The organism is Pseudoalteromonas piscicida (genome assembly GCF_002208135.1).
GTDB lineage: Bacteria > Pseudomonadota > Gammaproteobacteria > Enterobacterales > Alteromonadaceae > Pseudoalteromonas > Pseudoalteromonas piscicida_A.
On record NZ_CP021646.1, the window covers coordinates 2995888 to 3010760 of the forward strand.

At 44.5% G+C, this 14873-nt stretch carries 13 protein-coding genes and 1 pseudogene; 3 read left to right on the forward strand and 11 right to left on the reverse strand.

Annotated elements, in window-relative coordinates; genetic code table 11:
- Positions 1-17: 17 nt before the first annotated feature.
- Together lptG and lptF are read right to left on the reverse strand one after the other, a co-directional pair.
- Positions 18-1085, reverse strand: a complete 1068-nt coding sequence (gene lptG, locus B1L02_RS13935) for an LPS export ABC transporter permease LptG (RefSeq protein ID WP_088531502.1) — start codon at positions 1083-1085, stop codon at positions 18-20.
- The gene (lptF, locus tag B1L02_RS13940) at positions 1082-2194 is read right to left on the reverse strand and encodes an LPS export ABC transporter permease LptF (protein WP_088531503.1); all 1113 of its coding nucleotides are present in this window, start codon (positions 2192-2194) and stop codon (positions 1082-1084) included. The genes lptG and lptF overlap by 4 nt, the downstream gene beginning before the upstream one ends.
- Positions 2195-2390: 196 nt before the next feature.
- Between lptF and pepA the strand changes: the two genes are divergently transcribed.
- The 3 genes and pseudogenes from pepA (at position 2391) to B1L02_RS13955 (ending at position 8134) form a co-directional block, all read left to right on the forward strand.
- The gene (gene pepA / locus B1L02_RS13945; RefSeq protein WP_088531504.1) at positions 2391-3902 is read left to right on the forward strand and encodes a leucyl aminopeptidase; all 1512 of its coding nucleotides are present in this window, start codon (positions 2391-2393) and stop codon (positions 3900-3902) included.
- A 916-nt stretch (positions 3903-4818) separates the two neighbouring features.
- Positions 4819-5264, forward strand: a pseudogene (locus B1L02_RS13950) (DNA polymerase III subunit chi).
- Positions 5265-5284: 20 nt separating this feature from the next.
- Complete coding sequence (locus tag B1L02_RS13955; protein WP_088531505.1) at positions 5285-8134, forward strand: valine--tRNA ligase; 2850 nt, start codon at positions 5285-5287, stop codon at positions 8132-8134.
- Positions 8135-8222: 88 nt separating this feature from the next.
- Here the strand turns inward: B1L02_RS13955 and rpoS are convergent, their stop codons facing one another.
- From rpoS to B1L02_RS14000, 9 genes are all read right to left on the reverse strand, one after another.
- On the reverse strand, positions 8223-9203 hold the full coding sequence (rpoS, locus tag B1L02_RS13960) for an RNA polymerase sigma factor RpoS (RefSeq protein WP_088531506.1): 981 nt from the start codon (positions 9201-9203) through the stop codon (positions 8223-8225).
- A gap of 63 nt (positions 9204-9266) precedes the next feature.
- Positions 9267-10088 carry a peptidoglycan DD-metalloendopeptidase family protein gene (locus tag B1L02_RS13965; protein ID WP_088531507.1) on the reverse strand — a complete coding sequence of 274 codons (822 nt, stop codon included), beginning with the start codon at positions 10086-10088 and terminating at the stop codon, positions 9267-9269.
- Positions 10089-10212: 124 nt separating this feature from the next.
- The gene (locus B1L02_RS13970) at positions 10213-10851 is read right to left on the reverse strand and encodes a protein-L-isoaspartate(D-aspartate) O-methyltransferase (RefSeq protein WP_088531508.1); all 639 of its coding nucleotides are present in this window, start codon (positions 10849-10851) and stop codon (positions 10213-10215) included.
- A 9-nt stretch (positions 10852-10860) separates the two neighbouring features.
- Complete coding sequence (surE, locus tag B1L02_RS13975; RefSeq protein WP_088531509.1) at positions 10861-11601, reverse strand: 5'/3'-nucleotidase SurE; 741 nt, start codon at positions 11599-11601, stop codon at positions 10861-10863.
- Between the two features lie 35 nt (positions 11602-11636).
- Positions 11637-12674 carry a tRNA pseudouridine(13) synthase TruD gene (gene truD / locus B1L02_RS13980; protein ID WP_088531510.1) on the reverse strand — a complete coding sequence of 346 codons (1038 nt, stop codon included), beginning with the start codon at positions 12672-12674 and terminating at the stop codon, positions 11637-11639.
- On the reverse strand, positions 12671-13147 hold the full coding sequence (gene ispF, locus B1L02_RS13985) for a 2-C-methyl-D-erythritol 2,4-cyclodiphosphate synthase (protein WP_088531511.1): 477 nt from the start codon (positions 13145-13147) through the stop codon (positions 12671-12673). Before ispF ends, truD begins: the two co-directional genes overlap by 4 nt.
- A complete protein-coding gene (gene ispD / locus B1L02_RS13990) occupies positions 13140-13838 on the reverse strand; it encodes a 2-C-methyl-D-erythritol 4-phosphate cytidylyltransferase (protein WP_088531512.1) in 699 nt (232 codons plus the stop codon). Before ispD ends, ispF begins: the two co-directional genes overlap by 8 nt.
- Positions 13822-14115, reverse strand: a complete 294-nt coding sequence (gene ftsB, locus B1L02_RS13995; RefSeq protein ID WP_010605642.1) for a cell division protein FtsB — start codon at positions 14113-14115, stop codon at positions 13822-13824. Before ftsB ends, ispD begins: the two co-directional genes overlap by 17 nt.
- A gap of 38 nt (positions 14116-14153) precedes the next feature.
- Positions 14154-14792: a hypothetical protein gene (locus B1L02_RS14000; RefSeq protein ID WP_174694557.1), complete on the reverse strand. Its 639-nt coding sequence runs from the start codon at positions 14790-14792 to the stop codon at positions 14154-14156.
- Positions 14793-14873 lie beyond the last annotated feature (81 nt).

The window sequence follows — 14873 nt, forward strand, 5'->3', positions numbered from 1 at the left end:
TTACTTAATTCAAAACGTTAATTTTGTTTCTTCAGCAGATGGATAGCCAATCCAATAAATAACAAACTTGGCATTAGCGCGCCAACCACCGGTGGAACTTGATATACCATCACAATGGGGCCAAAAATTTCATTACTCAAATGGAAAGCTAAGCCGGTTACCACACCCATAATTATCCGAGCCCCCATACTCACCGTCCTCAGTGGCCCGAAGATAAATGACAAAGCCACCAGCAGCATTACTCCAATCGTCAGCGGCTGCATCACCTTACGCCACAGCGCGAGTTCATAGCTACTGGAATCTTGCTCATTTTGCTTTAGATAAGCGAGAAATGACCATAGCCCTGTAAAAGACAGAGCATCAGGTTCTATCGACACAACACCTAATCTGTCCTCACTTAATTCAGACTCGTAGAGCATTGATTTTGAATAATGTGTTGTAATTTGCTGTTGATCGATATGCACTTCTTCCACATCTTGCAGTTGCCAGCCATTAGACATGCTTTGCGCCGACTGAGCGCGTACAATTTTTGCGAGTGTTAGTGAGTCATCAAAATAATAAATCGCGATATCTTTAAGCTTACCGTTTTTTTCAACATTACCAATGTTAATAAAATTGCCGCCATCTTTAGCCCAAACACCACGCTGTGCACTGTAGACTTCACCGCCATAAATGGCTTCGTTCTTTAACCGTTTTGCGGTTTGCTCCGCTTTTGGTGCGCCCCACTCTCCAAGCGCCATCATCAGTAGCGCAAGCACCACAGCGGTTTTCATCACCGACATAATGATCTGGAAACGTGACCACCCCGCCGCTTGCATAACGATAAGCTCACTGCTTGAGGCAAGTGCACCAAGGCCAATCAGGCCACCTATCAACGCAGCCATAGGAAAGAATACGACGATATCGCTTGGCATGCTGTAAATGGTATAGAGCATGGCACCGAGTAAATCATAGCTACCACGACCAACCGAGCGCAGTTGCTCAATAAACTTAATAAGTGTATTGATCCCAACAAAAACTAATAGCGCGAAACCTGTGGTTTGTAAGATGCTACGCCCTAAATACCAATCTAGCGTCTTCATCATACTGTCGTCTCCCGTTTCATAAATACCGAGCGAACCCACACACCAAAAGGTCTTCCTTTTGCAATTAAGTAAATACCAATAAAGAGCACGCTTAAGTGGATCCACCAGAGGCCGACTGAGGTTGGCACTTTTTCTTCAGCTAACAGAAACTTGCCTGCATTGAGTAAGATGAAATAGCCCAAATATAGCGTAATTGCTGGCACGAGCTTAGCGAACTTGCCTTGTCTTGGGTTAACCACACTCAGTGGCACAGCCAGTAGAGTGAGTAACAAAATGGAGATAGGCACCGATAATCGCAACTGAAATTGCGCTTTTGCTTCTGGCGTATCCATTTCAAGTAACTGCAAGCTTGGAATGGCCTCTAATTTACGGCGCTGGTGTTCAATTTCTTGTTCTTTAATTTGCACTTGATATGTACCGAATTCGGTGCGATTAAGTGCTTGGCTAAAGCCATCAGTCTCGTATCGTTTACCTTCATGAAGGAGTAATTGCTGCTCACCACTATCAAGCTCAATCACTTCACCTTTTTGCGCATACACTAAACGAGCGGCTTGATTTGAGTCCTTCTCAGGTAATTGCGCGACAAACACTTTGTCTAATTCCCGGCCTTGTTCACTGATGCCGTGGACAAACACCACCGCCTTTTCATTGCCCGTTTGCTGAAATCTACCGGCTCTGAGGGTAGAAAGCCCCGATTCCGCATCGGCTTGCTCTCTTAATTGATATTCTTTTTCACTCGCCCAAGGTGCAATATACATGCTCACACAAGCGGCCAGCAGTGCAAAAAACACACTAGAGACTAAAGTCACTCTAACAACATACCACTCACTAACTCCGCAAGCGCGCAGCACCGTCATTTCACTGTCGGCGTAGATGCGACTGTAGGCTAAGATGATCCCAAGAAAGAGACTAAGCGGTAAAATATAACCGGCCAACTGTGGCAGTTTTAACGCAAGCATAGCAAGTACTAACTTACCTGGTATACTCCCTTCAGACGCTGAGCTCAGAATGAGTACAAACTTTTGTGACAAAAATATTGTCATTAAGGTGAGAAAAACCGCAACCTGAGATTTTAGCACTTCACCCGTTAAATAGCGGAAAATAAGCAATGTTCGTCCCTATAAAACGTCTTGTTTCACTGGAATAGTGGGAAAAATTGAGTAAACTGATTATTTTAGTCACTTTATTATATGTCAATGCGCCGGAATATCCTACCTAAGGTTAAAGCATATTCATGACTTTAATGTAGGAAAGTGTGTTGGCATAAAAAGTTCAAAATGACATGACAAAGACTCAGGAGTCGCAATGGAATTCAGCGTTAAAAGTGGTAGTCCAGAGAAACAGCGTAGTGCATGTATTGTTGTAGGTGTATACGAGCCACGCCGTCTCTCACCAATTGGTGAACAGCTGGATAAAATAAGCGAAGGCTATATCTCAAATTTACTCAGACGTGGTGATCTTGAAGGCAAACCAGGACAAGTTTTACTTCTTCATCATGTACCAAATGTGTTAAGCGAACGCGTTTTGTTAGTGGGTTGCGGTAAGGAAAGAGAGCTTGACGATAAACAATACAAACAAATTATCTCTAAGACCATCAACACGTTAAATGAAACAGGCTCTATGGAAGCGGTATGTTTTCTTACTGAGCAACATGTTAAAGGTCGTGATACTTACTGGAAAGTTCGCCAAGCGGTCGAGACCACGCAAGATTGCCTGTATACCTTTAATCAACTAAAAAGCAAAAAGAGTGAGGCTAGACGCCCACTACGTAAAATCGTCTTTAACGTACCAACGCGTCGTGAATTAACGATCGGTGAGAGCGCGATTGAACACGGTCTTGCTATCGCTGCTGGTAGTAAGCTATGCAAAGACGTTGCTAATATGCCACCAAATATCTGCAATCCTCGTTATTTAGGCGAGCAAGCACAGCAGTTGGCTGAAGACTTTGATAACGTCACCGTTAACCTTGTTGGCGAACAAGAAATGGAAGAGCTAGGCATGCACTCATATCTAGCCGTTGGCCGTGGCAGCCGCAACGAGTCGGTGATGTCAGTTATCCACTATAACGGTGGTGACGAAGGCCAAGCACCAATTGTGTTCGTTGGTAAAGGTTTAACATTTGACTCAGGTGGTATTTCTATCAAACCTGGCGAAGCCATGGATGAAATGAAATACGACATGGGTGGAGCTGCGGGCGTGCTTGGTTTAATGCGAGCCGTCGTGCAAATGCAGCTGCCACTAAATGTAATTGGCGTTTTAGCTGGCTGCGAGAATATGCCTGGGGGCGATGCTTATCGCCCGGGTGATATTTTAACGACCATGTCCGGCCAAACCGTTGAAGTACTCAATACTGACGCAGAAGGCCGATTAGTACTGTGCGATGCACTAACTTACGTTGAAGCATTCGACCCAGAAACCGTTGTTGATGTTGCGACATTAACAGGGGCATGCATTGTTGCGCTTGGTAGTCATGCGACAGGTTTACTATCTAACCACAACCCGCTCGCCCATGATTTGCTAAAAGCGTCAGAACAAAGTGGCGACAGAGCGTGGCAACTGCCGCTTTGGGATGATTATCAAGAACAACTTGAGAGCCCATTTGCTGACTTTACTAACTTAGGTGGTCGCGCAGCTGGCACAATTACAGCCGCGTGTTTCTTGTCTAAGTTTACTAAAAAGTACAATTGGGCACATTTAGATATCGCAGGCACGGCATGGCGTAGCGGCAAGAACAAAGGCGCTACGGGTCGTCCAGTACCTATGCTGATGCAATACTTACTTAACCGTGCCAATATCACGGATACACAGCAAGACTAATAGTCTAGTCGCGACACTTAAATATGCATAAGTCGCGACATAAAGTCGCTGCTACGAAAGGTTGCTCCAAACCGTAGCAGCGGGTTTATCCCGCGACATAAAGTCGCAGCAACACAAGGTTAATCCAAACCGTAGCAGCGGGTTTACCCCGCGACATAAAGTCGCAGCAACACAAGGTTAATCCAAACCGTAGCAGCGGGTTTATCCTGCGACATAAAGTCGCAGCAACACAAGGTTAATCCAAACCGTAGCAGCGGGTTTATCCCGCGACATAAAGTCGCAGCAACACAAGGTTAATCCAAACCGTAGCAGCGGGTTTACCCCGCGACATAAAGTCGCAGCAACACAAGGTTAATCCAAACCGTAGCAGCGGGTTTATCCCGCGACATAAAGTCGCAGCAACACAAGGTTAATCCAAACCGTAGCAGCGGGTTTACCCCGCGACATAAAGTCGCAGCTCACAAGGTTAATCCAAACCGTAGCAGCGGGTTTACCCCGCGACATAAAGTCGCAGCAACACAAGGTTAATCCAAACCGTAGCAGCGGGTTTACCCCGCGACATAAAGTCGCAGCTCACAAGGTTAATCCAAACCGTAGCAGCGGGTTTACCCCGCGACTATATCCCGCGACAACTTAAGATCACAAAGCGGTTAAACCACCGCCGCAAGCGCTCCCCACCACTTGCCATATTTTATTCTGCTTCTCTTGCTTCTTGATTGATGGTATTGCCTTTATATGGCAGAATACAGGCTTATTTATGTGCATTTAAGTCGCGCCATATTTAGTTTTAGTTTTAAACTAAGCCGCGCATACTAATTTTATTAGTCTACTCTATCACAGTAACTAGATTACTGAGATAGAGCAGCTGTGGAGCCTGTGGCAAACCACAAAACTCCATGCAACTGGTATTATTATCATGACTATCAAAGCGCGCTTTTACGTGTTAAAACAAAATGATGAGCCGGGGATTAGCGTTCCGGCTCATTTTGATCTGGCAGCACAAACTGCGGCGAGCTTATACCAAGCTGGACACCGTATCTTTGTTAACGTCGATAATACTGACGACGCTCATTTATTCGATGAGCACCTTTGGTGTTTTGACGCAGACAGGTTTGTGCCCCACAACTTACAAGGCGAAGGCCCCAAAGGCGGCGCTCCGGTGGAAATTGGCACTATGCCCCTGCTGCTCGTCGCCCCGTGCTCATTAATTTGGCTCGGGTCGTCCCTGACTTTATTCGTCGCTTTGACCAGGTAATCGATTTTGTGCCTGTTGAAGCCAGCGCTAAGCAAGCCGCACGAGAACGCTTTAAGCAACTTCGTGCACTTGGCGCAACAATTTCCACTGAAGATATTGAGAAATAGCATTTTTAGGGTTCTGTGTAATGGATAAAACCTACAATCCACAAGATATTGAACAGTCTTTGTATCAAGACTGGGAGTCAAATGGCTACTTTAAGCCATCAGGCAAGGGTGACGCGTATTCGATTATGATCCCACCGCCGAATGTCACAGGTAGTCTACACATGGGCCACGCGTTCCAAGACACTATCATGGACACTTTGATCCGCTATCAGCGTATGAAAGGCAAAAACACACTATGGCAAGTGGGTACTGATCACGCAGGTATCGCAACTCAGATGGTTGTTGAGCGTAAGCTTGCAGCCGAAGAAGGTAAATCACGCCATGATTTAGGCCGTGACGAATTCATCAATAAAATCTGGGAATGGAAAGCGCAATCAGGTGGCACTATTACCAAACAGTTACGCCGTTTAGGTGCGTCTGTAGATTGGGATAGAGAACGTTTTACGATGGATGATGGCCTGTCTGAAGCTGTAAAGGAAGTATTCGTTCGCCTATATCAAGACGACTTAATTTATCGTGGTAAGCGTCTAGTTAACTGGGATCCTAAATTACACACTGCGATTTCTGATTTAGAAGTTGAGAATAAAGACAAGCAGGGCCATATGTGGAATTTGCGCTATCCACTTGCGGATGGCGTAACCACCAAAGATGGTAAAGACTACATTATCGTAGCAACCACTCGTCCAGAAACCATGCTTGGTGACACTGGTGTTGCGGTCAACCCTGATGATGAACGTTACCAAGACTTAATTGGTAAAGAAATTCTACTTCCTATCGTCAACCGTCGCATTCCTATCGTTGCCGATGAACATGCGGATATGGAAAAAGGCACGGGCTGCGTAAAAATCACGCCTGCACATGACTTTAACGATAACGAAGTTGGTAAGCGCCATGAGCTGCCAATGATCAACGTGTTCAACAAAGACGCGGCAGTTCTGAATACGGGTGAATGCTTTACTTTTGATGGTAAGCCACTTGAAGCGGTGGATGCACCAATTCCTGAGCGTTTCCACGGCCTTGACCGTTTCGACGCGCGTAAGCAAATCGTTGACGAGTTTGAACAGCTTGGTCTACTTGAGAAAATTGACGACCACAGTCTAACCGTTCCTTACGGCGACCGCTCTGGCGTAGTTATCGAACCACTACTTACCGATCAGTGGTATGTTCGCGTTGCCCCGCTTGCAGAGCCTGCGGTAAAAGCGGTAGAAGATGGCGATATTCAGTTCGTTCCTAAGCAATACGAGAACATGTACTTCTCTTGGATGCGTGATGTTCAAGACTGGTGTATTTCACGTCAGCTTTGGTGGGGCCACAGGATCCCGGCATGGTACGACAGCGAAGGCAATGTGTATGTTGGCCGTGACGAAGCCGAAGTACGTCAAAACCATAACCTTGATGCAAGTGTGACGTTGACACAAGATGAAGACGTGCTAGACACTTGGTTCTCTTCCGCACTGTGGACTTTCTCAACGTTAGGATGGCCTGAAAACACGGAAGATCTAAAAGTATTTCACCCTTCAGATACCTTGGTTACTGGTTTCGATATTATCTTCTTCTGGGTAGCTCGCATGATCATGATGACCATGCATTTCATCAAAGATGAAGATGGTAAACCTCAAGTTCCATTTAAGACCGTTTATGTAACTGGCCTTATTCGCGATGAAAATGGCGATAAGATGTCTAAGTCAAAAGGTAACGTGTTAGATCCACTAGATATGATTGATGGTATCGATCTTGAGAGCCTAGTGACTAAACGTACTGGCAACATGATGCAGCCACAGCTTGCGGCAAAAATCGAGAAGAATACGCGCAAAACATTTGTTGATGGTATTGAAGCACACGGTACTGATGCATTGCGTTTCACTCTTGCAGCAATGGCGTCAACGGGACGTGATATCAACTGGGATATGAACCGTCTTGAAGGTTACCGTAACTTCTGTAACAAGCTTTGGAATGCCAGCCGTTATGTATTGATGAACACAGAAGAACAAGACTGTGGCTTCAACGATAATGAAAAAGTGTATTCTCTTGCGGATCGTTGGATTTTAGGTCAATTCCAAAATACGGTTAAGGTGTTCTCTGAGCACTTGGATAACTATCGTTTTGACCTTGCGGCAAACACCATTTATGAGTTCACATGGAACCAATTCTGTGACTGGTATCTAGAGCTAACTAAGCCAATTCTATTTAAAGGCAATGAAGCGCAGCAACGTGGTACACGCCATACGCTTATCACCGTATTGGAAGGCTTACTTCGCTTGATGCACCCACTGATGCCTTATATCACAGAGACAATCTGGCAACGAGTAGCACCAATCGCAGGTGTCGACGCGAAGACGATTATGCTTGAAGCCTTCCCTGTATTCGATGAAAGCAAAGTTGATGCGCAAGCGATGGCCGACCTTGAGTGGGTGAAGCAATTTATTATTGCTATCCGTAACATTCGTGGTGAAATGGACATCAGCCCAAGTAAGCCGCTAAACGTGCTGCTTACTGGTGCCAGCGAAGATGACAAACGTCGTTTAGAAGAAAACCAAGCTTTCTTAAGCGCACTGGCAAAACTTGAAACGGTAGACTTACTTGCAAGCAAAGATGAAGCACCAGCTTGTGCGACTGCATTTATCGGTGATCTTGAAATCATGATCCCGATGGCAGGCCTGATTGATGTAGAAGCGGAACTTGCGCGTATTGCTAAGCAGCTTGAAAAAGCAGAGAAAGGTCTTGATCAGGTTGAAAAGAAACTCGCAAACGAAAAGTTTGTAAGTAATGCGCCTGAAGCGGTACTTGCTAAGGAAAAAGCAAAATTAGCTGAGTTTAGCGACGCAAAAACTAAGCTACTTGAACAAAGAGCAAAGATAGAGAGCTTGTAATCGCTTTCTATCTTGGCTGGTTTTATACCACTGCAAGAATTAAAAAAGCCGCATATTGCGGCTTTTTTAATGAGTAAATTACACTAATTTACTGTTGTTCGAATAGGCTGTCAGTACTTAACCCTTCGTGTTGTAAAATGTCTTTTAAGCGTCTCAACGCCTCAACTTGAATTTGTCTTACGCGCTCTCTCGTCAACCCGATTTCGCGACCAACATCCTCAAGCGTAGACGGCTCATAACCAAGCAAACCAAAGCGTCTCGCGAGCACCTCTCGCTGTTTTGGATTTAACTCTCCAAGCCAATCAACAATGTGTTTATTAATATCGTTGCTCTGCACTTCCGTTTCTGGACCACCGCCCTTTTCATCCGCGATAATATCGAGCAATGCCTTATCATTTTCACCACCGATAGGCGTATCAACCGAAGTGATCTTTTCATTTAGACGGAGCATCTTACTGACTTCTTCGACGGGTTTATCGAGACATTCAGCGATTTCTTCGGCGGTAGGTTCATGATCCAACTTTTGCGTCAACTCACGTGCCGTACGTAGGTATACATTGAGCTCTTTGACAACATGAATAGGCAAGCGAATGGTACGAGTTTGGTTCATGATCGCGCGTTCGATGGTTTGGCGGATCCACCAAGTTGCGTAAGTAGAAAATCTAAATCCACGTTCTGGATCAAATTTTTCTACCGCTCGGATCAAGCCTAAGTTACCTTCTTCAATGAGGTCAAGTAATGCCAAACCACGGTTATTATAACGACGAGCGATTTTAACCACCAATCTCAAATTACTCTCTATCATCCGTTTACGCGAGGCTTCACAACCTTTTAACGCTTTACGCGCAAAGTAAACTTCTTCTTCTGCACTGAGCAGCGGTGAAAACCCAATTTCACCTAAATAGAGTTGAGTGGCATCTAAGTTTTTGACCACTTCTTCTTTGGCAAAAACTTCTTCGTCGTCTTCGAGGTCTTCAAGTAATTCGTCTTTTGGTTCGTCAATATTATCATCGTCGAACTTATCTGACTCTGGAGTAGATTTTGTAGGTAATTTTGCAGTGTGAGCCATAAGTATTCTCCCCAAGCGAATAAAAGTAAGGGTACTCGAACCAATCGATGTACTCGCATTACTTTATGGCAAGTATTTTGCCGGGTTTACAGCTTGACCTTTAAAACGGATCTCAAACCTAAGCGCCGTCTTTGAAGCATCTGTACTACCCATTTCGGCAATTTTTTCCCCAACTTTAACTTTTTGCTGTTCTCTGACGAGCAACTTAGCGTTATGAGCATACGCACTTAGATAATCATCTGTATGCTTCAAAATGATTAAATTGCCATACCCACGCAACGCACTCCCTGCATATACAACTACACCGCCAGCAGCAGCCTTAACTGAAGTGCCCAGTTTATTAGAGATCTCCAATCCCTTATAACCATTCTCCTTAACGGAGAAGTGACGAGTCACTTTACCTTCAGCTGGCCAATTCCATAGTACCTTATTATTATACAAAGCCTTGGTACTATTAGATTTTTGTGTGGCTTGTCTTTGAACATACTCTCGTTGATTTGGCTTATCAAGCTCTTTTTTAGGGCTTTTGTTACTTTTTTGTTTTAAAGACTGAGACTTGTGGTTTACTTTCGTGTATTTTATGTTCTTTTTATTTTTATTTCTGGGATATTCTAGACGAATGATCTGATTGGGGTAGATCGTGTACGGAGGCTTAATTTTATTGATTTTCGCGAGTGCTCTCACATCTTTATTAGCACTAAATGCAATTGCAAATAAAGTATCGCCTTTTTTTACTTTGTAACTGCTTCCGTTAATATTAATTTTATGTGTCGAAGTGGTCTTACCAGAGTATAAAGTTGTTACAGGTGCAGGTGTATGATTCGACGAGCAAGCAACAAGCAGGCCGCTCAAACAAATCGATATGATAACCTGAGCCTTATGCATTACTTATATTTTCCAGTGCTACTATTAACGACTATCATATCAATCTAACTTAATTTTGCTTGGTTTTCACATTTTAGTAGAAAAAATAGTTATATTTTATGGAGTTGCTTTTAAAGCCTACAAATCAACCAACTTCACCAGCAACTAAAGGTACAAATCGCACAGGTGCTAGTGCGTGACGAATAAACTGCTCACCCTGTTTAACAAATAACGTGAGCGTTTGCTCTTCAACCCCAATAGGAATGACCATAGCACCGCCATCTTCTAGTTGTGCCAACAAATCATCCGGAACTGATTGTGCAGCGGCAGTGACAATGATCCCTGCAAAAGGCGCTTTTGAAGCCCAGCCTTTCCAACCGTCTCCATGCTTCATCGTAACATTGTATAAATCCAGCAAATGCAGCCTTCTGCGCGCTTGCCACTGCAACGACTTGATCCGTTCAATGCTAAAGACCTGTTCAAACACTTGAGCTAGTATGGAGGTCTGATAACCAGAGCCTGTACCCACTTCCAAAATGCGACCTTTAACACCAACCTGTTTTAACACTTCAGTCATTTTTGCGACGATAAAAGGTTGTGATATCGTTTGCCCTTGACCGATAGGAAGTGCAGTATTTTCATACGACTTGTGTTTAAGCACTTCATCGACAAACATATGCCTAGGCGTGTTAGCGATAGCGTTGAGTACCACTTCATCTTGTACGCCTTGCTGTTTTAGCAGTTCCACCAGCGTTTTGGCACTGCCCTGATAATTACTCAGCACATGCGCCTCTTAAGATAACCAACTCGCCACAGCTTCTAAACTATCGTACGCCGTCATATCCACTTTTAGTGGAGTAATAGCGGCATAACCGTTGTTTACAGCATGAAAATCCGTGCCTTCACCAGCGTCACTTTCATGACCTAACGTGCCATACCAATACACACTTCTGCCCCAAGGATCGATTTGTTCGGTCATAGTATCCGCTTTATGACGCGAGCCTAATCGGGTTACTTTTATCCCTTTTAAGTCACTTAATGGAATATCCGGCACATTGATATTAATGATTTGATCTTTTGGTAGTGGGTGATTTGCAAGCTTTTTAATGATCTCTACGGTGACATGCGCTGCAGTCTCGTAGTGGACTTCATTTTTTGAGCAAAGCGAAACAGCAATAGCCGGTAAGCCTAAATGACGACCTTCTGTGGCCGCTGCAACGGTGCCGGAGTACAGCGTATCATCGCCAAGATTAGCGCCATTGTTGATCCCTGCAACGACTAAATCCGGCAATTCATCAATAAGCTTATTCACTCCAAGGTGAACGCAGTCGGTTGGGGTGCCATTTACTGAGATAAAACCATTATCTAGCGTAGTCGCTCTTAATGGGTTCAATAAAGTTAGCGAATTACTCGCACCGCTACAGTTTCTATCTGGACCAATGACGGTAACGTCCGCAATTTGCGATAGTGCTTGATACAAGATAGCAATGCCTTTGGCGTGAACACCATCGTCATTACTCAATAGGATCTTCATTTTTCACCTCTTTTTCTTGTTAGACAATGAGTACCTCACTGCTGTATCGATTCTTCATGTTTATTAAACTTTTTGCTGGCATCACGGTGATTAACAAGCTCTCTGAGCAGCGCCGTGGCAAAAGTTCCTTTTGGTAAACTGAATTCTAGGGTTAGCGTGCTATCGTCAGCCATACTCACCTGAAGCGCTTCGGGTATTAATCTAAGCGCTCTGCGCTCATTTTTCATCCCAAACTCTGCTAATCCTTCGTGCCATTTAGCGAAAGGTGCCAACCATTCACGCTCTTGCGGCAATAAGCCCTTTTCACCCTTACCAACCAATGGCGCCGAAAGTAAAATGTCGCCATTCAGTAACCGCTCAATGAGCTCGCAATCAATCTCTGAATCAAAAAATGCGTTACTGCCACTAAGTAAAAAGATTTCACGATGCCAAGTCGTTGCCAAGCCATGCTCTGCCACCCGGCGACTGACTACTTCGTTGAACAGATGGGAGCGAGCGGCTGAAAGCACAAGCCCTCTGAGCTTTTTATCGCGGATCTTTTCACCGTCAAATAACCTATCTGCCATGGCTAAGTTGTGGCCATCATGACCAAAACGTTGTTCTCCAAAATAATTAGGAACCCCTTGGCGTACGGCATTAATACGCGACAGAATATCAAGTGGAGCAGTCACGTTTCTGAGGGTAATGGCAAAGCGATTGCCCTTATGACAACCTGTTTTTAACTTTCGATTGTGCCGTATTTGTTGCACCACAAAAATAGAGTCACTATTTAATGCACTAAAATCTACCGACTTTTTAATTGGCACCGGCACGCTAAACCACTGCGTACATACGCCGTGTCTGTCTTTAATTCCTGCATAGCTGACATCTCGCGGTGAAATTTGGGCAAACTCTGCAAGCTTTTTAGCGACAAAGGCAGTGTTTTCTCCCTTTTTAACTATCTGCAAGCAAACATGCTCACCTTCGCCAGTAAAAGGAATATCTAAAATTTCTTCGACTCTAAAGTCTTCTGGTTGTGACTTATAATCGCCATCAGATAACGGTTTGCCGTAAAGATAATTTAGTGTCTTCATGCTTTTACCAATAGCACCACAGCATGGCTTGAGATCCCTTCCTTACGTCCCTCAAAACCCAACTTTTCAGTAGTGGTTGCTTTAACATTAACTTGGTCCAGCTGCGCTTCACAGTCGTTTGCGATATTACCGCGCATCGCATCAATATGTGGTCGCATCTTTGGTGCTTGTGCGACAATCGTGACGTCGATATTGCCTATTTGATAGCCAAGCGTTTTCACTTGTTCCATCACGCGGCGCAATAAAATACGACTATCGATATTTTCAAATTCACTCGCGGTATCAGGAAAGTGCTTACCAATATCTCCCAACGCAAGCGCTCCCAACAAGGCATCACACAATGCATGAATTGCCACATCACCATCAGAGTGAGCAATAAAACCCTGTTCGTAAGGAATTTTTTCCCCACAAATCGTCAATGGACCGGCTCCACCAAATTTATGAACATCAAATCCGTGGCCAATTCTAATCATGCTGTTTACCTTGTTGTTGAATTATAAACTCCGCCAGAGGTAAATCCTCCGGCGTCGTGATCTTAATGTTATCCGTACGCGCGGCAATGAGTTGGACTGGCTGATTTTGTAATTCCATCGCTGATGCTTCATCTGTGATATTTGCACCTTGAGAAAGCCCAAGCTCCAGCGCAGCCAATAACTCTTCATACCTAAACATTTGAGGCGTAAAAGCCTGCCATAACGACGCTCTAGGTACGGTCTCCTGTACCAACTCCGCACCACGTTTGATGGTATCTTTAACCTTGGCAGCCAGTATGCCACCTTGCTGTTGGTTTATACATTGTGAAATCAGCTGATGAATATCGTCCAGCGCAACTAAAGGTCGAGCTGCATCATGAACTAACACCCAGTCAGGGCGACTTGGTGCTAACGCTTTTAGCGCCAATAAAACGGAGTCGGCCCGTTCTTGTCCACCTTCACAATAGCTAAAACGGCTATCAGGTAGTAACGCCGATGAAAAATATCCATCTTCTTTGGAAACGGCGACCATAAATTGATCGACGCACTCAAGTCCGGCTAGCTTTTCCAGTGTGTGTACTAAAATCGGTTTACCTAATAGTGGGATATATTGTTTAGGCATCTGCGCCTGCATACGACTGCCAACCCCAGCTGCGGGGATGACGACTGCAAGTTTATCGTTTCTTTTCATGAGGTACTTTCGGTAATACACGGATAAAAGTTTCGCCAGGCTTAATCATGCCAAGCTCATGACGAGCACGCTCCTCAACCCCTTCAAGGCCGAGTTTTAAGTCTTCAATATCCGCTTTTAATAATTTATTTCGTTTACTGAGATTGGCATTGGTTTCTTGGTGCGATTTAACCACGGATTTTATCCGAGTGTAGTCCTCCACGCCGTTGTGGCCGAACCAAAGTCTGTACTGAATAAATAGCGCTAAAACCAACAGCGCTAACTGAAAAAATCGCATTGCTTAATCCAAACTTCTGTTTTTTGAGTCGATTAGGATCACTGACTCATTTTTGTTTTTTGTACTTGTGGCCAATTAATCGCGCTGGCAAGTAACATTTCTCTTAGCGTCAGCCTTCGTGGTATTGCCGCTTTGCCAAAATGCCAAGTATGGCCACAACAAGCCGCTGTCATTAACGCTTTCGTTGGTTTTAGCAGTTGTACACACGCTTCATCACTTGCTTGTAAGCTATTGCCATTAACACTAAACCAGCCAAATTGATTACAGTGCAATTTGTCAGCCTCACCCACTTGGTCGACACTGTCGAGCCTAACGTTTGTCCCCGTCGAGTCTGCGTATAGCACAGGAACTACCAGCCCCACTTTCACCTTAGTGGTAAAAAATGCAGCGTTGGCAGCGTCATCACATTTAGGCTGTGATTTTTGCTTTGCTAACCAACATCCATTGAAACTATCTAGCTCAAGCGGAACATCGCCATGAATAATATGTGTGGCCGCGCGCTCAACATAATACGGCAAGCTGTTTAACAAACGCTGAAGGCGAGTATGATCGGAGAGCTCAGCAAGTTTTGGCAACTCTCTGGCATAAAATACATTTACAAGCTCGGCAAATACAAGGCGAGATGCTTCGTCATACCAGATTGTATTTTGCTGCTGCTCCAAAACGCCTCCCGTCAATGCAATCTACTTTAGTAGACTGGTGTACATCCTTTATACACTAGCCATGTTTCAAATCAAAGCAAACTGCTCTGTTGTACT

Bases quoted from the DNA above. Each gene is read 5' to 3' on its own strand.
- B1L02_RS13965 (WP_088531507.1), bottom strand. From the start codon at position 10,088: ATGCATAAGGCTCAGGTTATCATATCGATTTGTTTGAGCGGCCTGCTT.
- surE (WP_088531509.1), bottom strand. From the start codon at position 11,601: ATGAAGATCCTATTGAGTAATGACGATGGTGTTCACGCCAAAGGCATT.
- ftsB (WP_010605642.1), bottom strand. From the start codon at position 14,115: ATGCGATTTTTTCAGTTAGCGCTGTTGGTTTTAGCGCTATTTATTCAG.
- pepA (WP_088531504.1), top strand. From the start codon at position 2,391: ATGGAATTCAGCGTTAAAAGTGGTAGTCCAGAGAAACAGCGTAGTGCA.
- truD (WP_088531510.1), bottom strand. From the start codon at position 12,674: ATGAAGACACTAAATTATCTTTACGGCAAACCGTTATCTGATGGCGAT.
- ispD (WP_088531512.1), bottom strand. From the start codon at position 13,838: ATGAAAAGAAACGATAAACTTGCAGTCGTCATCCCCGCAGCTGGGGTT.
- B1L02_RS13955 (WP_088531505.1), top strand. From the start codon at position 5,285: ATGGATAAAACCTACAATCCACAAGATATTGAACAGTCTTTGTATCAA.
- rpoS (WP_088531506.1), bottom strand. From the start codon at position 9,203: ATGGCTCACACTGCAAAATTACCTACAAAATCTACTCCAGAGTCAGAT.
- ispF (WP_088531511.1), bottom strand. From the start codon at position 13,147: ATGATTAGAATTGGCCACGGATTTGATGTTCATAAATTTGGTGGAGCC.
- lptG (WP_088531502.1), bottom strand. From the start codon at position 1,085: ATGATGAAGACGCTAGATTGGTATTTAGGGCGTAGCATCTTACAAACC.